Below are 25,083 nucleotides of genomic sequence, written 5' to 3'. Positions count from 1 at the left end.
GAGGGGGACGGTGGGCAGGTCGGGCTTCATGCCCGGCACATAAGCAACATCTATTCCCCGTTCTGGCGCACCCGGCCGGCGAGGGCGGCGGCCTGGGTGATGCCTGGCCGGGGAGGCAGGAGGGATGGACCTCCCGGCCGTGGGGTGGCGGCGAGGTCCATCCGGCGCGCCTCCTGGCGCGGTCCGCTTTGGGGGCGTCGTCCGGGGCCGGGGAATGCGGTCTTTACGACAGGGGCGGGGGCCTTTGTCGTGTTCGCAACATGGCCCCAAGGGCCCGGTACAAAACACATTTTCCAGTCGTATCAAGGCATTGCGGCGCAAACGAGGACCTGGCACGGCCCTTGCCATAGTAGGTCAAGCCTGGCACCGCCGGGATTGATTTTGTGACTTCAACCATCGAGGGGAAATGAAATGAGTGCATTGCGTCAAATCGCCTTCTACGGCAAGGGTGGCATCGGCAAATCCACCACCTCCCAAAACACCCTGGCGGCCCTGGCTGAAATGGGCCAAAAGATCCTCATCGTCGGCTGCGACCCGAAGGCCGACTCCACCCGTCTGATCCTGCACGCCAAGGCCCAGGACACCGTGCTCTCCCTGGCTGCCGACGCCGGCTCCGTGGAAGACCTGGAACTGGAAGACGTGCTGAAGGTGGGTTACCGCGACATCCGCTGCGTTGAATCCGGCGGTCCGGAACCCGGCGTCGGCTGCGCCGGCCGCGGCGTTATCACCGCCATCAACTTCCTCGAAGAGAACGGCGCCTACGACGGCGTGGACTACGTTTCCTACGACGTGCTGGGCGACGTGGTGTGTGGCGGCTTCGCCATGCCCATCCGCGAGAACAAGGCCCAGGAAATCTACATCGTCATGTCCGGCGAAATGATGGCCATGTACGCCGCCAACAACATCTCCAAGGGCATCCTGAAGTACGCCAATGCCGGCGGCGTGCGTCTGGGCGGTCTGATCTGCAACGAGCGCAAGACCGACAAGGAATACGAGCTGGCCGACGCCCTGGCCAAGAAGCTCGGCACCAAGCTGATCCACTTCGTCCCCCGCGACAACGTGGTGCAGCACGCCGAACTGCGCCGCATGACCGTGCTGGAGTACGACCCCGAGTCCAAGCAGGCCGGCGAATACCGTGCCCTGGCCCAGAAGGTCCATGCCAATGCCGGCAACGGCGTGATCCCCACCCCCATCTCCATGGACGAGCTGGAAGACCTGCTGCTCGAGTTCGGCATCATGAGCAAGGAAGACGAGTCCATCGTCGGCAAGTCCAAGAGCGCCGCTTAAGGATCACCGGCGCGGAAACCGGCAGGGCTCCCTCCGGAGCGGCCGGGTTCCGCTGAGCGAATACGCAATTTAGGAGAATCACATGAGTGCGGTACTCGACGACAAAACGCGCAACCAGGCGCTGATCCAGGAGGTGCTCGAAGCCTACCCGGAGAAGGCCGCCAAGAAGCGCGCCAAGCACCTCAACGTGTACGAAGAGGGCAAGCCCGACTGCGGCGTGAAGTCCAACATCAAGTCCCTGCCCGGCGTCATGACCATCCGCGGTTGTGCCTATGCCGGCTCCAAGGGCGTGGTGTGGGGTCCGATCAAGGACATGGTGCACATCTCCCACGGTCCCGTGGGCTGCGGCCAGTACTCCTGGGGCACCCGTCGCAACTACGCCTCCGGCACCGTCGGCGTGGACAACTTCACCGTCCTGCAGGTCACCTCCGACTTCCAGGAGAAGGACATCGTCTTCGGCGGCGACAAGAAGCTGGACAAGGTGATCGACGAGATCACGGAAATCTTCCCCCTGGCCCGCGGCATCTCCATCCAGTCCGAATGTCCCATCGGCCTCATCGGTGACGACATCGAGGCCGTGGCCAAGAAGAAGACCAAGGAAATCTCCAAGACCATCGTGCCGGTGCGTTGCGAAGGCTTCCGCGGCGTCTCCCAGTCCCTGGGCCACCACATCGCCAACGACATGGTGCGCGACTGGGTCCTGGACAAGGCCGACAACAAGGGCTTCGAATCCACCCCCTACGACGTCACCATCATCGGCGACTACAACATCGGCGGCGACGCCTGGTCCTCCCGCATCCTGCTGGAAGAGATGGGCCTGCGCGTGATCGCCCAGTGGTCCGGCGACGGCACCCTGGCGGAAATGGAAAAGACCCCCAAGGCCAAGCTCAACCTGCTGCACTGCTACCGTTCCATGAACTACATCAGCCGGCACATGGAAGAGAAGTACGGCATTCCCTGGGTCGAGTACAACTTCTTCGGCCCCTCCAAGATCGCTGCCTCCCTGCGGGAAATCGCTTCCCACTTCGACGACACGATCAAGGAAAACGCCGAGAAGGTCATCGCCAAGTACCAGACCATGGTGGACGGCATCATCGCCAAGTACAAGCCGCGCCTGATGGGCAAGAAGGTCATGCTGTACGTGGGCGGCCTGCGCCCCCGTCACGTGGTCGGCGCCTATGAGGACCTGGGCATGGAAGTGGTCGGTGCCGGTTACGAATTCGCCCACGGCGACGACTACCAGCGCACCACCCACTACGTCAAAGACGGCACCCTGATCTACGACGACGTGACCGGCTTCGAGTTCGAGAAGTTCGCCGAAAAGATCCGTCCCGACCTGGTGGGTTCCGGCGTCAAGGAAAAGTACATCTTCCAGAAGATGGGCATCCCCTTCCGCCAGATGCACTCCTGGGACTACTCCGGCCCGTATCACGGCTACGACGGCTTCGCCATCTTTGCCCGCGACATGGACATGGCCATCAACAGCCCGGTCTGGAGCATGACCAAGGCCCCCTGGAAGAAGTAAGCCCAGGCCGCCTGCAAGTACGAAGTCCGTCTCCCATGCCTGCTGCCGGTCGGCAGAGGGTTAGGGGAGCCGGAAACTTGAAGCGCTGTCGGTGCGGGGATGACCGCCCGGCGCGTAAAAAGGAGATTCAAAATGCCGCAATCCGCTGAGAAAGTGCTCGACCACAACGAGCTGTTCAAACAGCCCGAATACCAGGACCTGATGGCCCGCAAGAAGCAGTTCGAGGACTGCGCTTCCGCCGACAAGGTCAAGGAAGTCGAGGCCTTCACCAAGTCCTGGGAATACCGGGAAATCAACTTCAAGCGCGAAGCCCTGACCGTCAATCCGGCCAAGGCCTGCCAGCCCCTGGGCGCCGTCCTCTGCGCCTCCGGCTTCGAAGGCACCCTGCCCTACGTGCATGGTTCCCAAGGCTGCGTCGCCTACTTCCGTTCCCACCTGAACCGTCACTTCAAGGAGCCTTCCTCCTGCGTTTCCGACTCCATGACGGAAGACGCGGCCGTGTTCGGCGGCCTGAACAACATGATCGACGGCCTGGCAAACGCCCACGCGCTGTACAAGCCGAAGATGATCGCCGTCTCCACCACCTGCATGGCCGAGGTGATCGGCGACGACCTGGACGGCTTCATCAAGAACGCCAAGCAGAAGGGCTCCATCCCGGAAGACTTCCGCGTGCCCTTCGCCCACACCCCGTCCTTCGTCGGCAGCCACATCACCGGCTACGACAACATGCTCAAGGGCGTGCTGACCAACCTGTGGGCCGGTCAGGAACGCAAGGAAGGCGCCGCCATCAACGTGAACGGCGGCTTCGACGGCTACTGCGTCGGCAACAACCGGGAAATCAAGCGCCTGCTGGGCCTGATGGGCGTGGATTTCACCGTCCTCTCCGATCCCTCCGACGTCTTCGATACCCCGGCCGACGGCGAATTCCGCATGTACGACGGTGGTACCAAGATCGACGACGGCATCGCCGCCGTCAATGCCAAGGCCACCTTCCTGCTGCAGGGCTTCTCCACGGCCAAGACCGGCGAGTTCATCAAGGAAAAGGGTCAGGAAGTCGTCGCCTTCCATAACCCGGTGGGCGTCACCGCCACCGACGCCTTCCTCATGGAAGTCTCCCGCGTCACCGGCAAGGCCATCCCGGCCGAGCTGGAAAAGGAACGGGGCCGTCTGGTGGACGCCATCGCCGACTCCCAGGCCTACCTGCACGGCAAGAGCTTCTCCCTGTTCGGCGACCCCGACATGGTCTACGGCCTGGTCAGCTTCCTCCTGGAAGTCGGCGCCGAGCCCAAGCACATCGTGGTCACCAATTCCACCAAGGACTTCGAGACCAAGCTCGGCGCCCTGCTGGAAGCCAGCCCCTTCGGCAAGGAAGCCAAGATCTACGCCGGCAAGGACCTGTGGCACATGCGTTCCCTGCTCGCCACCGAGCCTTCCGACTTCCTCATCGGCTCCTCCTACGGCAAGTTCCTGGAGCGTGACACGGGCGTGCCCCTGATCCGGATCGGCTTCCCGATCTTCGACCGGCACCACCACCATCGCTTCCCCATCTGGGGTTACCAGGGTGGCCTCAACGTGCTCGTGAAGATCCTCGACAAGATCTTCGACGTGCTCGACAAGGATCCGAAGGGCACCAGTTTCGACGTCGTGCGGTGACGATCTGCCCGCCCGTCCATCAGGTCTTCGATGGCGGGCGGGATTTTTTTACAGGAGTGATTCAATGCCGAACGTGACGTTTTCCTCCCCCAAGCAGAAGAAGGACGTGACCGTGTATGCCGTGGCCGGCAACCGTTCCACCATCCTCGGCCTGGCCAAGGAACACAAGATCCCCGTGGATTTCGAGTGCCAGGACGGCAACTGCGGCTCCTGCGCCGTGGAAGTGCTGCACCTGGGCAACAAGCAGCCCATGGCCGCCCACCTGACGGAAAAGGAAAAGACCGCCCTGGTGCTGGCCGGCAAGGTCAAGCAGGCCGAGCTGGACGAACTGGTGGTGAAGGACCTGGCCCCGGGCTGGCGCCTGGCCTGCCAGTACATGCTGCTGGACGAGGACATCGCGGTCAAATTCTGAGCGCCGGTCCGCCGACTCTCCCGTGCGACGGGGAGCGAAGGCGGGTCGTGACAGCAAAGCTTGCACGGTTTCGTCGCACCGGTACGGGGGTGTAACTCTCCCAGCTTCCGTACCTCCCCAACAGAGAAACAATCAAAAGAGAAAACCGGCCCGGGGCGACCCGGAGCCGGTTTTTCATTGGCACGCCGCCGACACCCGGCAGGCCGGGACTGGCGGACCGGAAATGTCAGGATTCCTGCAGCAGCCGGTCGATCCTCCCTGCCTCCGGCAGGCTGCCGCTGTGGACCACCCGGCCCTCGATCACCAGGGCCGGTGTCGCCATGACGCCGTAGCCGATGATGCGGGCCATGTCCTCGACCTTCTCCAGATTGATGGCGGTGCCGGTACGCACGGCCGCCTGTTCCACCATGGCCACCAGGGTCTTGCATTTGGCACAGCCCGTGCCCAGGACTTTCACTTCTTTCATCATGCTTCCTTATAGAACGGCGTTGAAGACGTAACCGACGAGGAGGATCCCCAGGGCCACCACGCCGGCGAAAGTGGCGATCAGGCGGGGTTTGAGGGCCTTGCGCAGAATGATCATCTCCGGCGCCGAAAGGGCGATGACGCTCATCATGAAGGCCAGGACCGTGCCCAGGGCCGCGCCCTTGCCGATGAGGGCCTCCACCACCGGGATGATGCCGGCCGCGTTGGTGTACATGGGCACGCCGAGCACGACTGCCGCCGGCACCGCCCACCACACGTCCCTGCCCATGAAGGAGGCCATGAAGTCCTCCGGCACGTAGCCGTGGATGCCCGCGCCCAGGGCGATGCCGGCCACCACGTAGGGCCACACCTTGGCGACGATGTCCCGCACATGGTCCAGGCCGGCGCGGCCCCGCTGCACCCAGCTCATGCCGCCGCCGGCAAAGCTGGCGGGGGCGCCCGCCTGGATCGCCCGCACCCAGTCTTCCAGGTGGGCCTCCATCTTCAGGTGGCCGATCACCAGTCCGGCCAGGATGGCGACCAGCAGCCCCAGTCCCAGGTAGAGCAGGGCCACCTGCCAGCCGAACATGCCGAAGAGCAGGGCCAGGGCCACCTCGTTGATCATGGGGGCGGCGATGAGGAACGAAAAGGTCACTCCCAGGGGCACGCCCGCCGAGAGGAAGCCGATGAAAAAGGGCACGGCGGAGCAGGAGCAGAAGGGCGTGACGATGCCCAGGCCGGCCGCCAGGACGTTGCCCACCCCGGTGCGCCTGCCGGAGAGCAGGGCGCGGGTGCGCTCCGGTGCGAAGAAGGTCTGGACCACGCCCATCAGGAAGACGATGCCGGTCAGCAGCAGCAGGACCTTGGGCGTGTCATAGACGAAGAAGTGCAGGGCTTCGCCCAGGGCCGTCTGACGGCTCTGTCCCAGGGCGGCAACGACGAAATCGGCCATGGCCGTCAGATTGCCGTAGAGCCAGAACCAAAGTCCGGCGGCTGCCGCCGTGCCGCATAGCCAGCGCCATCCCAGGCCCCTTGCCGGGGCCGCCGTGTTCATTTCCACATTCATCTTCACTCCTGTTCGCGAAAGGCGGTGTTGGCCCCGGCCGTGGCCGGCAACGGGGCATCTCGCACAGAAGACGAAGCAGGGGCAAAAAGGATGCAGCTAGTCCCGGGGAAGGAGGGGCGGCCGGGGCACGAAGCAGCAGACCTGGCCTTCGCCGTCGAAACGCACCTGGCAGGCCTGCACCAGGCGGGCCCGCAGCCGGCGGCGGGCCCTTTGCACGCGGGACTTGGCCGCAGCCAGGGAGAGTCCCTGGCGCTGGGCGAATTCCTGCTGGCTCAGGCCTTCGATGTCACACAGGCGGATGGCCTCCCGGTCGGCCTCCGCCAGTTCGCCGAGAACCCGGGGCAGGCAGTCGGCCAGCCTGTCCACCGGGGGGACTTCGGGGCTCTCGGCGGCGGGCCAGTCTTCGTCCAGGGGCAATTGCTGCCGCTGCAGGCGGAAGCGGTCGATCAGCAGGTTGCGGGCCACCTGGAACAGCCAGGCCCGGGGATTTTCCACTCCGCACAGGGCATCGGGTTGCCGCAGCGCCCGCAGGAAAACCTCCTGGAGCAGGTCCCGGGCCTCCTCCCGGTCCGGCAGGCGGGCGGCGATGAACCGCATCAGTTCTGCCTCATGGGCTTTCCAGGCTGCATCGACGCACTTCATGGGATTCATTCGGGGCATGGAGATCGCATCAGCTTACACGTTTGCCCCGGCCCGGCTGCAGTCCGCCGAGCGGGGTCGCGCCCGGACGGTCCTTCCCTGCCCCCTGTTTGACCGAAATCAAGGGGTTGCGCGGGGGCGGGGCTATACTCCCGGCTTCCCCGGATTCCCCATTTTTGCCATGTCGAACAATCCCTTGCCCGAACTGGTCTGCCCCGCCGGCAGCCTGCCGGCGCTCAAAGCCGCCGTCGATAACGGCGCCGACACCGTCTACCTGGGCTTCAAGAACGACACCAACGCCCGCAACTTCGCCGGCCTCAATTTCGACGAGAAGACCATGGCCGAAGGGCTGCATTACGCCCAGAGCCGCGGCAAGGAAGTGCTGCTGGCCCTCAACACCTATGCCCAGCCCGGCCGCGTGCAGGCCTGGCGGGAGGCGGTGGACGTGGCCGCCGGCCTCGGCGTGGACGCCCTGATCCTGGCCGACGTGGGCCTGCTGGCCTATGCCCGGGAGAAATACCCGGACCTCAACCTGCACCTCTCCGTGCAGGGTTCCGCCACCAATTACGAGGCGGTCAATTTCTGCCACAAGGAATTCGGCATCCGCCGCGCCGTGCTGCCCCGGGTGCTGACCCTGGCCCAGGTGGAGCACGTCATCAAGAACACCCCGGTGGAGATCGAGGTGTTCGGCTTCGGCAGCCTCTGCGTCATGAACGAGGGCCGCTGCTGGCTCTCTTCCTACGCCTGCGGCGAATCCCCCAACACCGTCGGCGCCTGTTCCCCGGCCAAGTACGTGCGCTGGGAAAAGAATCCGGGCCGCATGGACGCCCGCCTCAACGGCATCCTCATCGACAGCTACGGCGACCAGGAAAACGCCGGCTACCCGACCCTGTGCAAGGGCCGCTTCGAAGTCCAGGGCGAGACCTACTACGCCCTGGAGGAACCCACCTCCCTCAACGTCCTCTCGGTGCTGCCGGAGATCGTCAAGATCGGCGTCCGCGCCATCAAGGTCGAAGGCCGCCAGCGCAGCCCGGCCTACGTCACCCAGGTCACCCGCACCCTGCGCGCCGCCCTGGACAGCCTCAAGGACGGCAACGACCGCTACAGCGTCAAGCCTTCCTGGCAGGCCGAACTGACCAAGGTTTCCGAGGGCCACCAGGCCACCCTGGGCGCCTACAACCGGCCCTGGCGCTGAGAGAGGAAAGCACGAACATGACCATGAAACTCTCCCTCGGCCCCCTGCTGTGGTTCTGGCCCAAGCAGGAAGTGATGAATTTCTACGCCTCCATGCTGGAGACGCCCCTGGACCGCATCTACCTGGGTGAAGTGGTGTGCTCCCGCCGCCAGCAGCTGCGCACCAGCGACTGGATCGGCCTGGCCAGGGACCTGGCCGAATCGGGCAAGGAGGTGGTGATTTCGGCCCAGGCCCTGCTGGAATCGGAAAGCGACCTGAAGGCCCTGCGCCGTCTGGTGGAGGAGGGCAACTGCTCCCTCGAGGCCAACGACCTGGGCGCCGTCAGCCTGGCCCGGGAAAAGCAGCTGCCCTTCGTCTGCGGCCCCCACCTCAACATCTACAACGAATCGGCCCTGGCCTACTTCGCCGGCCTCGGCGCCAAGCGCTGGGTACCGCCCCTGGAGGCGACCCGGGAACTGGTGCAGACCCTGCACCAGGCGCGGCCGGCAGGCATGGAGACGGAGGTCTTCGCCTTCGGCAAGATTCCCCTGGCCTTCTCCGCCCGCTGCTTCACCGCCCGGCACTACAACCTGAACAAGGACGACTGCCAGTTCAAGTGCCTGGACCACAGCGAGGGCCTGACCCTGCTGACCCGGGAAAAGCAGCCCTTCCTGGTCATCAACGGCATCCAGACCATGTCGGCCCAGACCTACAGCCTGCTGCACCTGATGCCCGAACTGTCGCAGATGGGCATCGACGCCGTGCGCATCAGCCCCCAACCGGCGCATACTGCCGCCATCGTCGCCGCCTTCGAGCGCGCCCGCCGCGGCGAAGAGGTGGCGGAACAGCCCCAGTGGGCCGAGCACGGCCTGTGCGACGGCTACTGGTTCGGCCGCGCCGGCATCGATCTGGCAGCGGCGGCCACCACCGAACTGCATGCAGGAGCCTGACATGAGCCACTTCACCATTCCCACCTTCAAGCTGCCCGAGTTCGTCGCCAAGATCGGTGCCCGCCTGCCCCAGTGGCCCCACGCCCTGGCCTTGGTCTCCGGCCTCAACACCGCGGCCAAGCTGAAGCTGTTGCCGGAAGACAGCCTGCAGAGCCTGGCGGGCAAGACCTTCCTGGTGGCGGTGAACGACACCGGCGGCGAAGCCCGCTTCACCTACGCCAACGGCTGGTTCCGTCCCGTCTTCGGCGCCGCCGGCGAGCCCGACCTGACCTTCCGCGCCGACCTCTCCGCCTACCTGCAGCTGGTCAGCCGCCAGGAGGACCCGGACACCCTGTTCTTCAATCGCCAGCTCTCCATCGAAGGCGACACCGAACTGGGCCTGGTGGTGAAGAACATGCTCGACGCCATCGAGTGGCCCCCCAGCGTCGGCCGCATTCCCGGCCTGGAGCGCCTCTCCGCCCTGGTGGCCACCCTGCCCGGCAGAAGCCGCCACGCTTGAACCTTCAGCCTGCCATGTCCAGGAGCGATGATTGACGCCGCTCCTGGCCTAGGCAATCCCAAGATGCCCGTCCCGCCTTATTGGCAGACGGGCATTGTCGTTAACATCATTACAAACGCATTTCATCGGCGTGACACATTGGGCCGTTAACCTGAAAAAAGTCACACTTTTTCGGACCGGACTCCATGAAAGCGCTCTTCGCCCCTGCCGCCTGGCTGGTTGGCCGCCTCTCCTACCGCCAGAAGCTCCTGGCCACCGGCGCCCTGTTCGCCCTGCCCCTGATCCTCCTCGGCGGCCTGCTGCTGGCGGACCGCCAGAGCGCCCTGGCCGAGCTGGAGCAGGAGCGGGCCGGGCTGGCCCTGCAGTTGCCGGCCCTGGAACTGATGCTGGCGCTGCATGACCTGCACGGCGCCTTCCAGGGCGCCGCCGCCGGCGAGGCGGATTTCCAGCAGCGCCTGCCCCAGCGCCGGGCCGCCATGGAACAGGCCCTGGCCCGGGTCGGCAAGCTGGCTCAGGAACAGGCCGGCGCCCTCGGTCCCGCCCCGGCCTGGGGCGAACTGCAGGGCCGCTGGCAGGCGGTGGCCGCCCTGCGTCCGGAGGACGAGGCGGACAGCGGCCTCGAGGCCTATCTGGAACTGTCCCAGCTGAGCCGCCAGTGGCTCGGCCAGATCTCCGACGGCAGCCGCCTGCGCCGGGACGGCGACGTGGCCGCCGCCGCCCTGGTGGACACCCTCTCGGTGAAGCTGCCGCTGCTGGTGGAAAGCCTGGGCCTGGCCCGGGATGCGGGCCTCGGCGCGGTGGCGCGCAAGCGCCTCAAGTCGGGCCTGCGCAACCGGCTGACGGTGGTGCGCGGCGGCCTGGAGCCCCTCATCGGCTGGACCCTGGAGAACGTGGACAAGGCCGCCCAGCTGCGGCCCGGGCTGAAGGCCGGCCTGGAAGGCCCGGCGGGCAACGTCGGCACCGCCTCCCTGGGCCTGCAGGAAGTGCTCACCACCAAGGTCATCGACACCACCGACTTCGACATCGGCGCCGCCGAATACGCCGCCCGGGGCGACGTGGCCATGGCCGCCGTGCTGGACCTGGCCCGGGCCCTGACCCCGGCCATCGACGGCCTCCTGGCGGAGCGCCAGGGCAGGCTGCTGCTGGTGCGCAACCTGGTGCTGGGGGGGCTCGCCCTGCTGCTGCTGGTGATCGTCTACGGCTTTACCGGCGCCTACATCTCCATCATGCGCGGCATCCACAGCCTGCGCGGCGCCGCCGCCGTAATGGCCGGCGGCGACCTGCGGGCCCGGGTGGAGCTGGTCTCCGGCGACGAGGTGGCCGAGGCCGGACACAGCTTCAACCACATGGCGGAAACCTTCGCCGGCCTCATCCGCGGCAACGGCCAGGCGGCCCGCGCCGTGGTGGAGGCCAGCGACAACCTGGCCCGGGCCAGCCAGCAGGTGGAACACGCCTCCGGCCGCCAGAGCGAGGCCGCCGCCCGCACCGCGGCGGCGGTGCAGCAGATGAGCGTCAGCGTCGCCGAAGTGGCGGAACACGCCCGGGAGACGGCGCGCATGACCGAGGAGGCGGACGCCGCCGCCGGCCGTGGCGCCGTCCAGGCCGAGGCCGCCGCCGCCGACATGGCCGGCGTGGTCAGCGGCGTGCGCGAGAGCGTGCAGCTGATCCAGAGCCTGGAGGAGCGCAGCCGGGAAATCGGCAAGGTGGTGCAGACCATCCAGGAGATCGCCGACCAGACCAACCTGCTGGCCCTCAACGCCGCCATCGAGGCGGCCCGGGCCGGCGAGCACGGCCGCGGCTTTTCCGTGGTGGCCGACGAGGTGCGCAAGCTGGCCGACCGCACCGGCGTCTCGACCCGGGAGATCGGCAGCACCATCAGCGCCATCCAGCAGGACATCCACCAGGCCGTGGCCGGCATGGACGACAACAGCGCCCGGGTGGACGGCAGCACCCGCCGGGTGGAGGAGCTGTCCCGCAGCCTGGCGGAAATCCGCCACGCCGTGGGCCGTTCCGCCGAACACGTGCGCGACATCGTGGATGCCACCGCCGGCCAGCGCGACGCCAGCACCGAGATCGCCCGCAACATCCAGGAGATCGCCGACATGGCCGAGGAGAACCATGCCGCCATCCGCGCCTCCAGCCAGGCCGTGGCCGAGCTGGGCACCCTGGCCGTGGGCCTGACCGACTCGGTGGCCGGGCTGGTCACCGACTGAGGCTTGCGGCAACGGGTCGCGGGGAACCCCCGGCCCCTTTTGCTATTCTTAGGAACAGGTGCCGCCGGCCGGCGGCACCGTTTCTGCGGGAGGGCATCATGGGCATGTTGCATCGTCTGCCGGGCAGCCGGCGGGAAGCCTCGGGCTTCGAATGGACCCTGCTGCGCAAGCTGCCCCGCATCGCCCTCATCGGCACCCTGCTGCCGGCCCTGGCCGCCCTGGCCATGCGCCTGGTGCCCCTGGAAGGCTCCATGGCCCAGGTGGAAAAGCAGTTGCAGACGGCCGACATTCTGGCCATCAGCGTCGTCGTCCTGCACTGGACCCTGGTGTTCACCCTGGCCATCGCCTGCATCATCGTGGTCCTGATGAAGGGCCACGGCTACGTGGCCGACGCCTACGAACTCAACGATGCCGAGCAGCCGGCCCGGGACTAGCCGCCCGGCGCCGGTTCCCTTTCACTTTCTCCTTGTAGCGATGCGGTGCCGGCCTCAGCCCGAGGCCAGGCGGTGGGCCTGGCGCGTCGTTTCCGGCAGCTGGTAGCGGGGCGTGCAGGCCAGCACCAGCTCGATGGCGGTGGCCAGGCTGACCCGGTGGCCGATGGAGATGTACAGGGGCAGGCAGCCGCGACGGCTGCGCAGCACGGCGCCGATCACTTCGCTGCCGCCCCGCCGGTCCCACAGGGGCACCCAGTCCCCCTTCTCCGGTCCCACGGCCTCGTGCCAGCCGGTGAGCCGGCTTTTGCCGACGCCGATGCTGGGCACATCAAGCAGCACTCCCAGGTGGCTGGCGATGCCCAGCCGGCGCGGGTGGGCGATGCCCTGACCGTCGCACAGGAGGAGGTCCGGCAGGGCCTCCAGCTGCCCCAGGGCCGCCAGCACCCCCGGCCCTTCGCGGAAGGAGAGCAGACCGGGCACATAGGGAAAGGTGGTGGGCACCCGGGCCACCGCCTGGGCCGCCGGCGTCAGGGCGGGGAAGTCGAGCACCGCCACGGCGGCCCGGGTGACGGCGCCGCCGTCCTCGAAGCCCACGTCCACCCCGGCCACCCGTCGCAGGGGGCCGAGCCGGTCCTGCCGTTCCACCCGGGCAGCCAGTTCCAGCTGCAGCACCCGGGCCTGGGCCGGGCTCAGGTTCCACGCGTGCATGGGCGCATGCCTAGGGCCGGGCCACCAGCAGGGGCACCCGCATTTCCGCCGGGCTGAGGCCACCGTGGTGGCCCACCAGGGTGTAGGGCGCTTCCCCGGGCAGGGTATCGTGGATGACCCAGTCGTCGGCCATGAGCAGGGCGTAGTCGCCGATGCGGGCCGCCAGCTCGGGGTGATAGGGGCCGGGCCCGAACCAGCCTTCGGCCAGCAGCTGTTCCCGAGGCATGGCCCGGGCCGCATGGGCCAGGTGCTGACGCACGTAGGCCTCGAAGACGGGGGCCTTGCCCGGCTTCAGGTAGCACCAGGCGGCTCGCCGTTCGCCGCACAGGGGCAGGGCCAGGCATTCGGCCAGCAGGGGATGGTCGGCCAGGGCGATCTGCCGTTCCGGCGGGCAGTCGATGAAGCCGTGGTCGGCGGTGACCAGGACCAGGGTGTCGCTGCCTCGGATCTGCTCCAGCCAGGCGCAGAAGGCTGCGGCGAAGGCATCCACGGCGGCCAGGGCCTGGGGGCTGCGGCAGCCGTGTTCGTGGGCGGCGCTGTCGTAGTCGGGCCAGTAGCCGTAGACGAACTTGCGGCCGGCCTTGGCGGTGAGCTGCCCGAGGGCAGCGAAGAGGCCGTCGAGCCCGTGGTAGGGCTGCTTCACGGCGCCCCGGCTGTGGTAGCGGTTGAAGGGGCTGTCGGCGATGAAATGGGGCGACACCACGTAGCTGGTGCGGTCCATGGACTGGTACAGGGTGTCGTGCCGGAACAGACGTTGGGGCAGCTCGGCCCGGGGCGGCAGTGGCCCCGCCAGGGGCGCGCCGGGACGGGCGCTGAGGGGCAGGATGGCGAGCAGGGCGCCCACTTCCCGCAGCCACATGTGCCAGCCGGTAAGGCCGTGCCGGCTGGGAGGCAGGCCGGTCATGAAGGTGGGAATGGCGGCGGCGGTGGTGCTGGGAAAGACCGAGGTGAGATGGCCGCGCAGATAGGGGGCCAGGGGCCCGGGACGCTCCGCCAGCAGGTCGTAGCCGAGGCCGTCCACCACCAGCAGCACCAGGTTGCTGACGGCGGCCAGGCGGGCCGGGGGCAGTTCGGCCAGGGGCGGGCAGGGGCTGGCCGAGCTGCCGCAGGCCCGGGCCAGGGAGGCCATGAGGTTGGCGATGCTGCCGCCGTCGTAATCGGGAAGGTACATGTGTGTTTCCGTGCTGCCGTTTCCTTTCAGGCTAGCACGGCGGCGCCGGCCGTGCAGAAACCGGAGAGGAGGAATACCATGTCCTCAGGCTGCCGCCTCGGCAAAGAAAGGCAGCCGCAAAAATGGGGGGCCCCACAGATGAAGAAGCGTATCGCTGACGACACTTCGCTGCTGCAGGCGATCTACGACAGTTCCAGCGTCGGCATCTTCCTGCTCGACATGAGCGGGCGCATCGTCCACGCCAACCGGCGCATGGCCGACCTCTTCCGCTACACCCTGGAGGAGCTGATGGGCAGCGAGTATGTGAGCCTGATCCATCCCCTGGAACGGGAGGCGGGGCGGCAGAACATGCTCAACACCATGGCCCGGGGCGTCGGCCATGTGGACGTGGAGCGCCTCTACCGGCGCCGGGACGGCAGCGAGTTCTGGGGCAACCTCACCGGCAAGGCCCTGGTGGACGCCAACGGCCGTACCACCGGCCTGGTGGGCAACATTGCCGACATCGACCAGCGCAAGCGCACCGAATGGGAGCTGGCCGCCAGCCAGGAGCGCTTCGAGCGCCTTGCCCGCACCGTCCCCTGCGTGCTCTACGACTACATCCTGCACGGCGACGGCGACAGCCGTTTCCTCTACCTCAACTCCCGCTGCGAGGAGATTTTCGAAGTGCCGGCCGAGGTGCTGATGGCCAACATGGAGTGTTTCTGGCAGCTGGTGCATCCGGAGGACCTGCCCCGCCTGCGCCAGGAGGAGCAGGCCGCCAACCTCAGTGCCAGCCAGTTCAGCAGCGAGATCCGCATCCTCACCCCCTCGGGGCGGCAGAAGTGGCTGCGCCTCTCGTCTCGCCCCAACGTCATCGAGCCGGGCCAGTCGGCGGTGTGGAGCGGCTTCATGCTGGACATCACCCAGGCCAAGCAGCTGGAGGACGAACTGCGCCAGCTGGCCACCACCGACGCTCTCACCGGGCTATGCAACCGGCAGAGCTTCCTGCGCCTGGCCGAGCAGGAGATGGCCCGCTTCAACCGGGCCGGCAATCCGGCCTCGGTGCTGATGCTGGACCTGGACTACTTCAAGCACATCAACGACACCTACGGCCATGGCGTCGGCGATGCGGTGCTGCGGGACTTTGCTCGCCGCACCGGCATCCTGCTGCGCCAGGTGGACCTCTTCGGCCGTATCGGCGGCGAGGAATTCTGCATCCTTTCCCCCGATACCGACCAGGACGGCGGCCTCGCCCTGGGCCAGCGCCTGTGCCAGGCCATTGCCGGCCAGCCGGCCCACTGCAACGGCCTCTCCATCGCCTACACGGTCAGCATCGGTGTCACCGGCTTCCGGGCCGGCGATCCGAATTTCGATGCGGTGCTGGCCCGGGCCGACAGCGCTCTCTATCAGGCCAAGCGCCACGGCCGCAACCAGGTGGCCCAGATGTAGGCGGAGCCGGCCGGCACGCCGGCTGAAAAAAAAGGGCGCCGTCGGCGCCCTTTGCTTTTGCGGCCTGCCAGGATCAGGCCGATTCCTTCTTCTGGGTGTCGAGCCGGAACTTGACGTAGGAGCCGGGGGCCTCCTCGAGCACCTTGAGGCTGCCGGAGCCGGGCTTGCGCGCCGCCACCTTCTTGCCGCCGTCCAGGCTGGTGACCCATTCGTTCCAGTCGGTCCACCAGGAACCCGGATGCTGGGTGGAGCCGGCCAGGAAGTCGTCGGCGGTGGCGGGCAGCTTGGCGGCGTCATTGATCCAGAAGCCGTACTTGTTGGCGGCTGGCGGATTGACGATGCCGGCGATGTGACCGGAGCCGCCGAGAACGAAGCGCACCGGGCCGGAGAACAGCTTGGCCCCCAGGTAGGTGCTCTTCCACGGGGCGATGTGGTCTTCCACGGTGGAGATGAAGTAGGCGGGCACCTTGATCTTGGAAATGTCGATGGGCACCCCGGCGATGCTGATGCCGCCCGGCTCCTTCAGCTTGTTGGCCATGTACATGTTGCGCAGGTAGAAGCTGTGCATGGCGTAGGGCATGCGGGTGGAGTCGCTGTTCCAGTAGAGCAGGTCGAAGGGGAAGGGGTCCTTGCCCAGCAGGTAGTTGTTCACCACGAAGGACCAGATCAGGTCGTTGGCCTTCAGCAGGTTGAAGGTCATGGCCATCTCGCTGCCTTCCAGATAGCCCCGCTCGGCCATCTTGTGCTCCAGGCTGGAGACCTGCTGCTCGTCGATGAAGACGCCCAGCTCGCCCGGATTGGAGAAGTCGATCATGGTGGTGAAGAAGGTGGCGGAGGCTACTCGGTTGTCCTTCTTCGCCGCCATGTAGGCCAGGGTGGTGGCCAGCAGGGTTCCGCCGATGCAGTAGGCGGCCACGTCGATCTGCTTCTCGCCGGTATCCTTTTCCACGGCGGCGATGGCCGCCAGGGTGCCCTCGGTGACGTAGTCCTCGAAGGTCTTCTGGGCCAGGTGGGCGTCCGGATTGACCCAGGAGATGATGTAGGTGGTGTGGCCCTGGTCGGTGGCCCATTTCACCAGGGAGTTTTTCTCGCGCAGGTCCAGGATGTAGAACTTGTTGATCCAGGGCGGCACGATCAGCAGGGGCTTCTTGTACTGCTCCTTGGTGGTGGGCTCGTACTGCACCAGCTGGAACAGGTCGTTCTGGAAGACGACCTTGCCCGGGGTGGTGGCCACGTTCTTGCCCAGCTCGAAGGCGCTGGTGTCGGTCATGCGGATGCGCAGCTGGCCGTCGCCGGCTTCGATGTCCTGCAGCAGGTTGTTGAGGCCCTTGACCAGGTTCTGGCCGTGGCTCTTCACCGTCTCGCGGAACACTTCCGGGTTGGTGAAGGCGAAGTTGGAGGGGGACAGGGCGTCCACATACTGGCGGGTGTAGAAGGCCACCTTCTTCTGGGCTTCGTCCGGCAGGCCCTCGACGCAGCACACGGTGTCGTGGATGTGGCGGGAGGCGATCAGGTAGGACTGCTTGATGTAGTCGAAGAGGAAATGCTGTTCCCAGTCCTCGTCGTGGAAGCGCTTGTCGCCCTTGGCCGGTGCGGCGATGGGCTGGATCGGCATGCCCATCATCTTGAGCATGGAGCCCTGCCACAGGGAGAAGTAGTCCCACATCATGTTCATCTGGGTCTGGGCCAGCTTGTAGGGATTGGCCAGCAGGCGCGAGGACAGGTCCATGAAGGCCTTGGCGATGCCCATCTCGTCACTGGGCGGATTGATGCCCTCGGCGGCCTTCTTTTCCATGAACTGGGTCAGCAGGCGGGAGGCGCGCTGGGCCACTTCGGCGTAGGACTTGGCCAGCTCGGCCGGGTTGGGGAGGTTGTGGTCTTCCTGTTGGGTCTGCTGCGACATCGTGAATCCCCTTCTTGGTCAATGCGTGGTTTGTTTCCGGACATACCGGAGAATGCCGTCCGCGCCCTGCTGGCAGGTGAGGCGGCCGGATTGCTCCAGGTAATTCAGGTGGGCGATGGCCTCGCCCATGGCGAACATGGTCTGGTGGGTGTCGAGGGCCCGCGGGAACAGGGCGGCGAGCAGCTCGGCGGCGCTACGGGGTTCGCTGCAGTTCTCCTCCAGCACGGCCAGGCGTTCGTCGTGGTGCCCGTGCAGGTCGTCCACCCGCTGGCGGATGCCCTTGAAGGGCAGGCCGTGGGAGGGCAGCACCAGGGATTCGTCTGAGCATTCCCGGGCGAAGCGGGTCAGGGAATCCAGGTAATGCTCCAGGGCGTTGTCCCGGGGGGTGACCGCATAAACGCTGATGTTGGTGGAAATTTTCGGCAACAGCATGTCACCTGAAATTAACACGTTGGAATCAGCACAGTAAAGGGACATGTGCTCGGGCGAATGGCCGTGGCCGACGATGACCTGCCAGCGCCGGCCACCGATCTCCAGGGTGTCGCCGTCGAACAGGCGGTGGTAGGTCTGGGGCATGGCCGGCACTCCCTTGCGATAGCCGTTGCCCCGCTGCTCCAGGGCGGCGCAGCGCTCCGCGTCGAGGCCGTGCACGCGGAACTGGGCCAGCATGGGGGCGGTGCCGTGGCCGCCGATTTCGTGCCAGACGGCGTGGCCGGTCAGGTATTCGCCGGCGGTCATGTACAGCGGGGCGCCGGAGCGCTCCTGCAGCCAGGTGGCCAGGCCCAGGTGGTCCGGGTGGAAATGGGTGACGACGATGCCGGTGATGGGGCCGTCGAGGCCGGCCAGGACCGTTTCCCAGATGGCCTGGATGTCGGGCAGGCCGAAGCCGGTGTCCACCACCACCCAACCGTCGCCGTCCCGCAGCAGCCACAGGTTGATGTGGTTGAGGACGAAGGGCAGGGGCATGCGCAGCCAGAGGATGCCGGGCGCCACTTCCAGGGTGGTGCCGGGGGCCGGGGGCTCGGAAAAGGGCAGGTGCAGCGATGGTTTCATGGACAGGAGTGGGGTGGCAGGGGCGTTATTGGAGTTTTTAACTATACCCCGGGACAAGGACCATTGAAGCCCAGTTCCCTTACGCCAACATGACAGGCGGCTGGTCCCGGGGCGATCCCGGCCGGCCTTTGGCGGCGGCTATCCGTCGTATCGATTGAAAAATGGCGGGGCATCTGTTTAACTCTCCCGTCACTTTTCCCAACCCGCCCCACTTTCTCCGGAGATGCGCCGACGTGAGCACCGTTAGCGAAGCGGCCGAGCCTGCTGCCGCCACCCCGACCTTTACCATTTCGGACCTGGCCCGGGAGTTCAACATCACGCCCCGCACCATCCGCTTCTGGGAGGACCAGGGCTTGCTCGCGCCCAACCGGGAAGGGCGCAACCGGGTCTACACCAAGCGCGACCGCACCCGCCTCAAGCTGGCCCTGCGGGGCAAGCGCCTGGGCCTGTCCCTGGCCGAGATCCGGGACCTGATCGACATGTACGACGTGGCCCGGGACGAGACCGACCAGCTGACCCGCCTGCTCGACGTGCTGTCGGAACGGCGGGCCGCCCTGGAGCAGCAGCGGGAGGACATCGAGGCCGTTCTGGCCGAGATCGAGACCATCGAAGCCGTCTGCCGCGAGCATCTGGTGGAGGCCGAAGCCCTGGAAAAGGCCGGCCGCAGCCAAGGAGCGGCCAGCGCCGGCAAGGCGGCCGGCTGAAGGTTTTCAGCGGTAGTTGACGTTTACGTCAACGTAACATTCAATAGCATCCCAGAGAGCGCAACAATGCGCCGGAGGAGACCAGATGCACCACCCCAGCGATCCGGATTTCGCCGCCCGTGTGCGGGACAGCTTCCACCGCCAGCAGGCCATGGCCCTGATCGGGGCCACCATGCCGGTGGTGGAGGCGGGCTACACGGAGATCCACCTGCCCCACAAGCCGGAGGTGACCCAGCAGCACGGCTTCATCCACGGCGGCGTGGTCGGCATGATTGCCGATTCCGCCGCCGGCTATGCCGCCAACACCCTGACGCCCGCCGACGCCAGCGTGCTGACGGTGGAATACAAGATGAACCTGCTGGCCCCGGCCGACGGGGAACTGCTCATAGCCCAGGGCACGGTGCTGAAATACGGCCGCACCCTGACCGTGACCCGGGGCGAGGTGTTTGCAGTGAAAGACGGCAAGAAGACCCTGTGCGCGGTCATGCAGCAGACCATCATGACCATGCACGGTAAAAAAGAAAAACATGAGACAAGCCACAAGGAATAAGCCGTAACAAGCGGCATCACAAAACAATTCCTTTTCCAGGCCGCTCGTGGCGCGAAGCCAAGCCGAAGACAGTGCGAACAGCACGGCGAGGCGAAGGCGACAAAGCCACGGGTGGTCTGGAAAAGGAAAAAATCCAAAGGAGCGAGACAAATGCACATTCCCAGCCTGGACTTCGGTCACGGTGAAACCATCGAGATGCTGCGCGACACCGTGCGCGCCTTCGCAGCCAAGGAAATCGCCCCCCGGGCGGCCCAGATCGACAGGGACAACGAGTTCCCCGCCGACCTGTGGCAGAAATTCGGCGACCTGGGCCTGCTCGGCATGACCGCCGAGGAGGAATACGGCGGCACTGCCATGGGCTACCTGGCCCACATCGTGGCCATGGAGGAAATCTCCCGGGCCTCCGCCTCCGTGGGCCTCTCCTACGGCGCCCACTCCAACCTCTGCGTGAACCAGATCCGCCGCAACGGCACTGCGGCCCAGAAGGCCAAGTACCTGCCTGGCCTGATCTCTGGCACGCAGGTCGGGGCCCTCGCCATGTCCGAGCCCAATGCCGGTTCCGACGTGGTCTCCATGAAGCTCAAGGCGGAGAAGAAGGGCGACCGCTACGTCCTCAACGGTTCCAAGATGTGGATCACCAACGGCGGCGATGCCGACACCCTGGTGGTGTACGCCAAGACCGACCTCAACGCCGGCGCCAAGGGCATGACCGCCTTCATCGTGGAAAAGGGCTTCAAGGGCTTCAGCCACGGCACCCACCTGGACAAGCTGGGCATGCGCGGCTCCAACACCTTCCCCCTGTTCTTCGACGACTGCGAGGTGCCGGAGGAGAACGTTCTCGGCGGCGTCGGCAACGGCGCCAAGGTGCTGATGAGCGGCCTCGACTACGAGCGGGCCGTGCTCTGCGGCGGTCCGCTGGGCATCATGGCGGCCTGCATGGACGTGGTGCTGCCCTACCTGCATGAGCGGGAACAGTTCGGCACTCCCATCGGCGAATTCCAGCTGATGCAGGGCAAGCTGGCCGACATGTATTCCACCTGGCAGGCCACCCGGGCCTACGTCTATGCCGTGGGCCAGGCCTGCGACCGGGCCGACCATGCCCGCAGCCTGCGCAAGGACGCCGCCGGCGCCATCCTCTATTCCGCCGAAAAGGCCACCTGGATGGCCGGCGAGGCCATCCAGACCCTGGGCGGCGTCGGCTACACCAACGAATACCCCACCGGCCGCCTGTGGCGCGACGCCAAGCTCTACGAGATCGGCGCCGGCACCAGCGAAATCCGCCGTATGCTGATCGGCCGGGAGCTATTTGCCGAAACGGCATGAAACTGAATTCGGCCGTCGGCCTGGCGGTGCCAGGCGGGCGGCCGGAGATTCTTTAACCTAGGAGAGCACTATGTCTGACCCCATCGTCATCGTTTCCGTTGCCCGCACCCCCATGGGTGGCTTCCAGGGCGACTTCAACAGCCTGACCGCACCCCAGCTCGGCGCCACGGCCATCAAGGCCGCCGTCGAACGGGCCGGCATCAAGCCGGAACAGGTGGAAGAGGTGGTGTTCGGCAACGTGCTGCAAGCCGGCGTCGGCCAGGCCCCGGCCCGCCAGGCCGCCCTGGGCGCCGGTCTGCCCCTCTCCGCCGGCTGCACCACCATCCACAAGGTGTGCGGCTCTGCCCTCAAGTCCGTGATGATGGTGCACGACAGCCTGCTGGCCGGCTCCTACGAGATCGGCGTCGCCGGCGGCCAGGAATCCATGTCCAATGCCCCCTACCTGTTGCCCAAGGCCCGCGGCGGCTATCGCCTGGGCCACGGCCAGCTGCTGGACCACATGTTCTTCGACGGCCTCGAGGATGCCTACCAGAAGGGCCGCCTGATGGGCACCTTCGCCGAGGAATGCGCCGAGTCCTACGGCTTCACCCGCGAAGCCCAGGACGAGTGGGCCATCCAGTCCACCGTGCGCGCCCAGAAGGCCATCAAGGAAGGTCTGTTCAAGTGGGAAATCGCTCCCGTCACCATCGCCGGCAAGAAGGGCGATGTGGTGGTGGACCAGGACGAGCAGCCCCTGAAGGCCCAGATCGAAAAGATCCCCGCCCTGAAGCCCGCCTTCAAGAAGGATGGCACCGTCACCGCCGCCAACTCCTCCTCCATCTCCGACGGCGCTGCCGCCCTGGTGCTGATGAAGGAATCCAAGGCCAAGGCCCTGGGCCTTTGCCCCATCGCCAAGATCGTCGGTCACACCACCCACGCCCAGGAACCCAACCTGTTCACCACCGCCCCCGTCTTCGCCATGGAAAAGCTGATGCAGAAGACCGGCTGGAACGTGGCCGACGTGGACCTGTGGGAAATCAACGAAGCCTTCGCCGTGGTCACCATGGCCGCCATCAAGGACCTCAAGCTGGACCCGGCCAAGGTGAACGTGCACGGCGGCGCCTGCGCCCTGGGCCACCCCATCGGTGCTTCCGGCGCCCGCATCCTGGTGACCCTGATCGGCGCCCTGAAGCAGTACGGCAAGAAGAAGGGCGTCGCCTCCCTGTGCATCGGCGGCGGCGAAGCCGTGGCCGTTGGCGTGGAAATGTTCTGAGACGGGCCCTGCCTGTCCCATTGATGCAAACCGCGGCGCCCCGGACGGGCGCCGCGCCGAAAACGACAAGACGGAGTAGTAGCAAATGATTCTGACGCAGGAACAGGAAATGATCCGCGACTCCATGCGCGCCTTCGCGCAGGAGCGTCTGGCCCCCTTCGCCGCCGAATGGGACAAGAACCACACCTTCCCCGCCGAAGCCCTGAAGGAACTGGGCGAGCTGGGTGCCATGGGCATGTGCGTGCCCGAAGAGTGGGGCGGTGCCGGCATGGACTACATGAGCCTGGTGCTGACCCTGGAAGAAATCGCCGCCGGCGACGGCGCCACCTCCACCATCGTCTCGGTGCAGAACTCCCTGGCCTGCGGTATCACCCAGAAGTACGGCACCGACCAGCAGAAGGAAGAATGGCTCAAGCCCCTGGCCCGGGGCGAGAAGCTGGGCTGCTTCTGCCTGACCGAACCCCACACCGGCTCCGATGCGGCCGCCATCACCACCCGGGCCGACCGGGACGGCGACCATTTCGTGCTGAACGGCGTCAAGCAGTTCATCACCACCGGCAAGCATGCCCACATGGCCATCGTTTTCGCCGTCACCGACAAGGCCGCCGGCAAGAAGGGCATCTCCTGCTTCCTGGTGCCCACCGACACCAAGGGCTTCATCGTCGGCCGCACCGAGGAGAAGATGGGCCAGCATGCCTCCGACACCGTGCAGATCATTTTCGAGGATTGCCGCGTACCCGCCTCCGCCCTGCTCGGCAAGGAAGGCGAAGGCTACAAGATTGCCCTCTCCAACCTCGAAGCCGGCCGTATCGGCATCGCCGCCCAGAGCATCGGCATGGCCCGCGCCGCCTTCGAGGCCGCCGTGCGCTACGCCAAGGAGCGGGTCACCTTCGGCCAGCCCATCATCGAGCACCAGGCCGTCAATTTCCGCCTGGCCGACATGAACACCCTGCTCGACGCCGCCCGCCTCATGGTGTGGCGCGCCGCTGCGTTGAAGGATGCGGGCAAGCCCTGCCTCAAGGAAGCCTCCATGGCCAAGATGTTCGCCTCCGAGGCTGCCGAGAAGATCGCTTCCGACGCCATCCAGATCCACGGCGGCGTCGGCTACACCAGCGACTTCCCGGTGGAGCGCATCTACCGCGACGTGCGCATCAGCCAGATCTACGAAGGCGCCAACGACATCCAGCGTCTGGTGATCGGCCGCAGCATCGCCCAGGAGTAAGCAGTACCGGCAACACCGGGGCGCCACCCTACAATAACGACGGCGCCCCGCACCCCAACCCCGCGGAGCAACAACAGGAGCATGGCCATGGCCGAGCCTTTGGAGTTCTACTTCGACTTCTCCTCTCCCTACGCCTACCTGGCCAGCGAGCAGATCGACGCCCTCGCCGCCCGGTACGGGCGCCAGGTCAAATGGCGGCCCATCCTGCTCGGCGTGGTCTTCAAGGCCACCGGCAGCGCCCCCCTGACCGAGATTCCCCTCAAGGGCGACTATTCCCGGCGGGACTTCGACCGCTCGGCCCGCTACCTCGGCCTGCCTTTCCGCTTTCCCAGCAAGTTCCCCCTGCCTACCCAGGCCGCGGCGCGGGCCTACTACTGGCTGCACCAGCAGGACTGCGCCCAGGCCCGGGCCTTTGCCCATGCCGTCTTCCGCGCCCTCTTCGTGCACGGACGGGACATCTCCGATACGGCCGTGGTGACCGAGCTGGCCGTGCAGGCCGGCGCCGATCCGGCGGCCCTGGCTGCCGCCATCCAGAGCGAGGAAATGAAGGCCCGGCTGCGCCAGGAGTGCGATGCCGCCATCGCCCGCGGCGTCTTCGGCGCCCCCTTCATCTTCATCGACGGCGAGCCCTTCTGGGGCGCCGACCGCCTGCCCCAGATCGAACGCTGGCTGGCCCACGGCGCCTTCTGAGCATTTGTCGTGTCCGTCATGACTTTCCACCCCCGGGCAGCTGCATCCGCCATGGCCCCCCCCTGCCGCCTCGCGCTATGCTTGTCCGCTTTGGCTTCATCCAAGGTGGAAAGTACATGAAACGAATTTGCGTCTTCTGCGGTTCCAGCTTCGGCAACCGTCCCGAATACCGCCAGGCCGCCGAAGGCCTTGGCACCCTGCTGGCCCGGGAGGGTATTGAACTGGTCTACGGCGGCGGCAACGTCGGTCTCATGGGCGTCGTGGCCGATGCCTGCATGGCCGCCGGTGGCAGCGTCACCGGCGTCATTCCCCAGTCCCTGATGGACAAGGAGGTCGGCCATCCGGGGCTGACGCGCCTGGAGGTGGTGGATTCCATGCACACCCGCAAGGCCCGCATGGCCGAACTGGCCGACGGCTTCATCGCCCTGCCCGGCGGCTTCGGCACTTTCGAGGAGTTGTGCGAAATCCTCACCTGGGCCCAGCTCGGCTTCCACGGCAAGCCCGCCGCCATCCTCGACGTTGCGGGTTATTACGCGCCGCTGCTGGCCCTGTGCGACCGGGCCCGGGACGAGGGTTTCGTGCGGGAAGTGCATCGCAACCTGCTGCTGGCCGATACCGATCCCGCCGCCCTGCTCAAGCGCATGGCCGCCTATGAACCCCCCAGCGTCATCAAGTGGGTGGAAAAGGAAGGTCAGCTCTAGCCATGAGCCTGCTCCGCGCCCTTTCCCTGCCGGCCGCCTTGTCGGGGCCGTGCCGAAATGG

24 protein-coding genes are annotated in these 25,083 nt (G+C 66.5%); 17 read left to right on the top strand and 7 right to left on the bottom strand.

Annotated features, from left to right (window positions below; all coding sequences use genetic code 11):
• Nucleotides 1–411: 411 nt before the first annotated feature.
• The 4 genes from nifH (at nucleotide 412) to AC1RTA_RS06690 (ending at nucleotide 4,877) form a co-directional block, all read left to right on the top strand.
• Nucleotides 412–1,287, top strand: a complete 876-nt coding sequence (gene nifH, locus AC1RTA_RS06705) for a nitrogenase iron protein (RefSeq protein WP_014236061.1) — start codon at nucleotides 412–414, stop codon at nucleotides 1,285–1,287.
• 82 nt (nucleotides 1,288–1,369) lie between these two features.
• Nucleotides 1,370–2,812, top strand: a complete 1,443-nt coding sequence (nifD, locus tag AC1RTA_RS06700; RefSeq protein WP_492784310.1) for a nitrogenase molybdenum-iron protein alpha chain — start codon at nucleotides 1,370–1,372, stop codon at nucleotides 2,810–2,812.
• A 132-nt stretch (nucleotides 2,813–2,944) separates the two neighbouring features.
• Nucleotides 2,945–4,465 carry a nitrogenase molybdenum-iron protein subunit beta gene (gene nifK / locus AC1RTA_RS06695; RefSeq protein WP_014236063.1) on the top strand — a complete coding sequence of 507 codons (1,521 nt, stop codon included), beginning with the start codon at nucleotides 2,945–2,947 and terminating at the stop codon, nucleotides 4,463–4,465.
• A 64-nt stretch (nucleotides 4,466–4,529) separates the two neighbouring features.
• On the top strand, nucleotides 4,530–4,877 hold the full coding sequence (locus AC1RTA_RS06690) for a 2Fe-2S iron-sulfur cluster-binding protein (RefSeq protein WP_014236064.1): 348 nt from the start codon (nucleotides 4,530–4,532) through the stop codon (nucleotides 4,875–4,877).
• 226 nt (nucleotides 4,878–5,103) lie between these two features.
• Here AC1RTA_RS06690 and AC1RTA_RS06685 read toward each other — a convergent pair whose 3' ends face one another.
• From AC1RTA_RS06685 to sigZ, 3 genes are all read right to left on the bottom strand, one after another.
• Nucleotides 5,104–5,343: a thioredoxin family protein gene (locus AC1RTA_RS06685; RefSeq protein WP_152090254.1), complete on the bottom strand. Its 240-nt coding sequence runs from the start codon at nucleotides 5,341–5,343 to the stop codon at nucleotides 5,104–5,106.
• A gap of 9 nt (nucleotides 5,344–5,352) precedes the next feature.
• Entirely contained in the window at nucleotides 5,353–6,408 is a 1,056-nt protein-coding gene (locus AC1RTA_RS06680; RefSeq protein WP_492784309.1) for a permease, read from the bottom strand.
• A gap of 96 nt (nucleotides 6,409–6,504) precedes the next feature.
• Nucleotides 6,505–7,068 (bottom strand): RNA polymerase sigma factor SigZ, encoded by a 564-nt coding sequence (sigZ, locus tag AC1RTA_RS06675; RefSeq protein WP_287874546.1) that lies wholly within the window; start codon nucleotides 7,066–7,068, stop codon nucleotides 6,505–6,507.
• 160 nt (nucleotides 7,069–7,228) lie between these two features.
• On the opposite strand from sigZ, the gene ubiU reads away from it, so the two are divergent.
• The 5 genes from ubiU to AC1RTA_RS06650 all read left to right on the top strand — a co-directional run bounded on the left by ubiU (nucleotide 7,229) and on the right by AC1RTA_RS06650 (nucleotide 12,317).
• On the top strand, nucleotides 7,229–8,242 hold the full coding sequence (gene ubiU / locus AC1RTA_RS06670; protein ID WP_130459545.1) for a ubiquinone anaerobic biosynthesis protein UbiU: 1,014 nt from the start codon (nucleotides 7,229–7,231) through the stop codon (nucleotides 8,240–8,242).
• Nucleotides 8,243–8,259: 17 nt separating this feature from the next.
• Nucleotides 8,260–9,171, top strand: a complete 912-nt coding sequence (locus AC1RTA_RS06665) for a U32 family peptidase (protein WP_014236069.1) — start codon at nucleotides 8,260–8,262, stop codon at nucleotides 9,169–9,171.
• A 1-nt stretch (nucleotide 9,172) separates the two neighbouring features.
• The gene (ubiT, locus tag AC1RTA_RS06660; RefSeq protein ID WP_205230618.1) at nucleotides 9,173–9,670 is read left to right on the top strand and encodes a ubiquinone anaerobic biosynthesis accessory factor UbiT; all 498 of its coding nucleotides are present in this window, start codon (nucleotides 9,173–9,175) and stop codon (nucleotides 9,668–9,670) included.
• 185 nt (nucleotides 9,671–9,855) lie between these two features.
• Nucleotides 9,856–11,883: a methyl-accepting chemotaxis protein gene (locus AC1RTA_RS06655; protein WP_492784308.1), complete on the top strand. Its 2,028-nt coding sequence runs from the start codon at nucleotides 9,856–9,858 to the stop codon at nucleotides 11,881–11,883.
• A gap of 98 nt (nucleotides 11,884–11,981) precedes the next feature.
• Nucleotides 11,982–12,317 (top strand): hypothetical protein, encoded by a 336-nt coding sequence (locus AC1RTA_RS06650; protein WP_492784307.1) that lies wholly within the window; start codon nucleotides 11,982–11,984, stop codon nucleotides 12,315–12,317.
• 54 nt (nucleotides 12,318–12,371) lie between these two features.
• Here AC1RTA_RS06650 and nfi read toward each other — a convergent pair whose 3' ends face one another.
• Nucleotides 12,372–13,025 (bottom strand): deoxyribonuclease V, encoded by a 654-nt coding sequence (gene nfi / locus AC1RTA_RS06645; RefSeq protein WP_492784306.1) that lies wholly within the window; start codon nucleotides 13,023–13,025, stop codon nucleotides 12,372–12,374.
• Nucleotides 13,026–13,035: 10 nt separating this feature from the next.
• Complete coding sequence (locus AC1RTA_RS06640; protein ID WP_492784305.1) at nucleotides 13,036–14,196, bottom strand: alkaline phosphatase family protein; 1,161 nt, start codon at nucleotides 14,194–14,196, stop codon at nucleotides 13,036–13,038.
• A gap of 138 nt (nucleotides 14,197–14,334) precedes the next feature.
• On the opposite strand from AC1RTA_RS06640, the gene AC1RTA_RS06635 reads away from it, so the two are divergent.
• Nucleotides 14,335–15,624, top strand: a complete 1,290-nt coding sequence (locus tag AC1RTA_RS06635) for a sensor domain-containing diguanylate cyclase (protein ID WP_172974760.1) — start codon at nucleotides 14,335–14,337, stop codon at nucleotides 15,622–15,624.
• A 73-nt stretch (nucleotides 15,625–15,697) separates the two neighbouring features.
• On the opposite strand, the gene AC1RTA_RS06630 is transcribed toward AC1RTA_RS06635, so the two are convergent.
• Both AC1RTA_RS06630 and AC1RTA_RS06625 read right to left on the bottom strand, forming a co-directional pair.
• Nucleotides 15,698–17,527 carry a PHA/PHB synthase family protein gene (locus AC1RTA_RS06630; RefSeq protein WP_492784304.1) on the bottom strand — a complete coding sequence of 610 codons (1,830 nt, stop codon included), beginning with the start codon at nucleotides 17,525–17,527 and terminating at the stop codon, nucleotides 15,698–15,700.
• 18 nt (nucleotides 17,528–17,545) lie between these two features.
• Complete coding sequence (locus AC1RTA_RS06625) at nucleotides 17,546–18,580, bottom strand: MBL fold metallo-hydrolase (protein ID WP_152090263.1); 1,035 nt, start codon at nucleotides 18,578–18,580, stop codon at nucleotides 17,546–17,548.
• Between the two features lie 233 nt (nucleotides 18,581–18,813).
• Here AC1RTA_RS06625 and AC1RTA_RS06620 point away from each other — a divergent pair, with 233 nt between their 5' ends.
• From AC1RTA_RS06620 to AC1RTA_RS06590, 7 genes are all read left to right on the top strand, one after another.
• Complete coding sequence (locus AC1RTA_RS06620; RefSeq protein WP_014236079.1) at nucleotides 18,814–19,284, top strand: MerR family transcriptional regulator; 471 nt, start codon at nucleotides 18,814–18,816, stop codon at nucleotides 19,282–19,284.
• A gap of 85 nt (nucleotides 19,285–19,369) precedes the next feature.
• The gene (locus tag AC1RTA_RS06615) at nucleotides 19,370–19,834 is read left to right on the top strand and encodes a PaaI family thioesterase (RefSeq protein WP_205230625.1); all 465 of its coding nucleotides are present in this window, start codon (nucleotides 19,370–19,372) and stop codon (nucleotides 19,832–19,834) included.
• A gap of 150 nt (nucleotides 19,835–19,984) precedes the next feature.
• Nucleotides 19,985–21,157, top strand: a complete 1,173-nt coding sequence (locus AC1RTA_RS06610; protein WP_130459535.1) for an isovaleryl-CoA dehydrogenase — start codon at nucleotides 19,985–19,987, stop codon at nucleotides 21,155–21,157.
• Between the two features lie 70 nt (nucleotides 21,158–21,227).
• A complete protein-coding gene (locus AC1RTA_RS06605; RefSeq protein WP_492784303.1) occupies nucleotides 21,228–22,409 on the top strand; it encodes an acetyl-CoA C-acetyltransferase in 1,182 nt (393 codons plus the stop codon).
• A gap of 85 nt (nucleotides 22,410–22,494) precedes the next feature.
• Complete coding sequence (locus tag AC1RTA_RS06600; protein WP_014236083.1) at nucleotides 22,495–23,631, top strand: acyl-CoA dehydrogenase; 1,137 nt, start codon at nucleotides 22,495–22,497, stop codon at nucleotides 23,629–23,631.
• Between the two features lie 87 nt (nucleotides 23,632–23,718).
• The gene (locus AC1RTA_RS06595) at nucleotides 23,719–24,321 is read left to right on the top strand and encodes a 2-hydroxychromene-2-carboxylate isomerase (RefSeq protein WP_492784302.1); all 603 of its coding nucleotides are present in this window, start codon (nucleotides 23,719–23,721) and stop codon (nucleotides 24,319–24,321) included.
• A 116-nt stretch (nucleotides 24,322–24,437) separates the two neighbouring features.
• Entirely contained in the window at nucleotides 24,438–25,022 is a 585-nt protein-coding gene (locus tag AC1RTA_RS06590; RefSeq protein ID WP_492784301.1) for an LOG family protein, read from the top strand.
• The last annotated feature ends 61 nt before the right edge of the window (nucleotides 25,023–25,083 follow it).

This window comes from Azospira sp. MPR-E4, from assembly GCF_058809645.1.
The sequence above is the reverse complement of the archived record's forward strand: the minus strand, read 5'-3'. Positions and strand labels throughout refer to the sequence as shown.

What these genes read in the sequence shown, in the direction of transcription:
- nifH (WP_014236061.1), top strand. Translation starts at nt 412, where the DNA reads ATGAGTGCATTGCGTCAAATCGCCTTCTACGGCAAGGGTGGCATCGGC.
- nifD (WP_492784310.1), top strand. Translation starts at nt 1,370, where the DNA reads ATGAGTGCGGTACTCGACGACAAAACGCGCAACCAGGCGCTGATCCAG.
- nifK (WP_014236063.1), top strand. Translation starts at nt 2,945, where the DNA reads ATGCCGCAATCCGCTGAGAAAGTGCTCGACCACAACGAGCTGTTCAAA.
- AC1RTA_RS06690 (WP_014236064.1), top strand. Translation starts at nt 4,530, where the DNA reads ATGCCGAACGTGACGTTTTCCTCCCCCAAGCAGAAGAAGGACGTGACC.
- AC1RTA_RS06685 (WP_152090254.1), bottom strand. Translation starts at nt 5,343, where the DNA reads ATGAAAGAAGTGAAAGTCCTGGGCACGGGCTGTGCCAAATGCAAGACC.
- AC1RTA_RS06680 (WP_492784309.1), bottom strand. Translation starts at nt 6,408, where the DNA reads ATGAATGTGGAAATGAACACGGCGGCCCCGGCAAGGGGCCTGGGATGG.
- sigZ (WP_287874546.1), bottom strand. Translation starts at nt 7,068, where the DNA reads ATGCCCCGAATGAATCCCATGAAGTGCGTCGATGCAGCCTGGAAAGCC.
- ubiU (WP_130459545.1), top strand. Translation starts at nt 7,229, where the DNA reads ATGTCGAACAATCCCTTGCCCGAACTGGTCTGCCCCGCCGGCAGCCTG.
- AC1RTA_RS06665 (WP_014236069.1), top strand. Translation starts at nt 8,260, where the DNA reads ATGACCATGAAACTCTCCCTCGGCCCCCTGCTGTGGTTCTGGCCCAAG.
- ubiT (WP_205230618.1), top strand. Translation starts at nt 9,173, where the DNA reads ATGAGCCACTTCACCATTCCCACCTTCAAGCTGCCCGAGTTCGTCGCC.
- AC1RTA_RS06655 (WP_492784308.1), top strand. Translation starts at nt 9,856, where the DNA reads ATGAAAGCGCTCTTCGCCCCTGCCGCCTGGCTGGTTGGCCGCCTCTCC.
- AC1RTA_RS06650 (WP_492784307.1), top strand. Translation starts at nt 11,982, where the DNA reads ATGGGCATGTTGCATCGTCTGCCGGGCAGCCGGCGGGAAGCCTCGGGC.
- nfi (WP_492784306.1), bottom strand. Translation starts at nt 13,025, where the DNA reads ATGCACGCGTGGAACCTGAGCCCGGCCCAGGCCCGGGTGCTGCAGCTG.
- AC1RTA_RS06640 (WP_492784305.1), bottom strand. Translation starts at nt 14,196, where the DNA reads ATGTACCTTCCCGATTACGACGGCGGCAGCATCGCCAACCTCATGGCC.
- AC1RTA_RS06635 (WP_172974760.1), top strand. Translation starts at nt 14,335, where the DNA reads ATGAAGAAGCGTATCGCTGACGACACTTCGCTGCTGCAGGCGATCTAC.
- AC1RTA_RS06630 (WP_492784304.1), bottom strand. Translation starts at nt 17,527, where the DNA reads ATGTCGCAGCAGACCCAACAGGAAGACCACAACCTCCCCAACCCGGCC.
- AC1RTA_RS06625 (WP_152090263.1), bottom strand. Translation starts at nt 18,580, where the DNA reads ATGAAACCATCGCTGCACCTGCCCTTTTCCGAGCCCCCGGCCCCCGGC.
- AC1RTA_RS06615 (WP_205230625.1), top strand. Translation starts at nt 19,370, where the DNA reads ATGCACCACCCCAGCGATCCGGATTTCGCCGCCCGTGTGCGGGACAGC.
- AC1RTA_RS06610 (WP_130459535.1), top strand. Translation starts at nt 19,985, where the DNA reads ATGCACATTCCCAGCCTGGACTTCGGTCACGGTGAAACCATCGAGATG.
- AC1RTA_RS06605 (WP_492784303.1), top strand. Translation starts at nt 21,228, where the DNA reads ATGTCTGACCCCATCGTCATCGTTTCCGTTGCCCGCACCCCCATGGGT.
- AC1RTA_RS06600 (WP_014236083.1), top strand. Translation starts at nt 22,495, where the DNA reads ATGATTCTGACGCAGGAACAGGAAATGATCCGCGACTCCATGCGCGCC.
- AC1RTA_RS06595 (WP_492784302.1), top strand. Translation starts at nt 23,719, where the DNA reads ATGGCCGAGCCTTTGGAGTTCTACTTCGACTTCTCCTCTCCCTACGCC.
- AC1RTA_RS06590 (WP_492784301.1), top strand. Translation starts at nt 24,438, where the DNA reads ATGAAACGAATTTGCGTCTTCTGCGGTTCCAGCTTCGGCAACCGTCCC.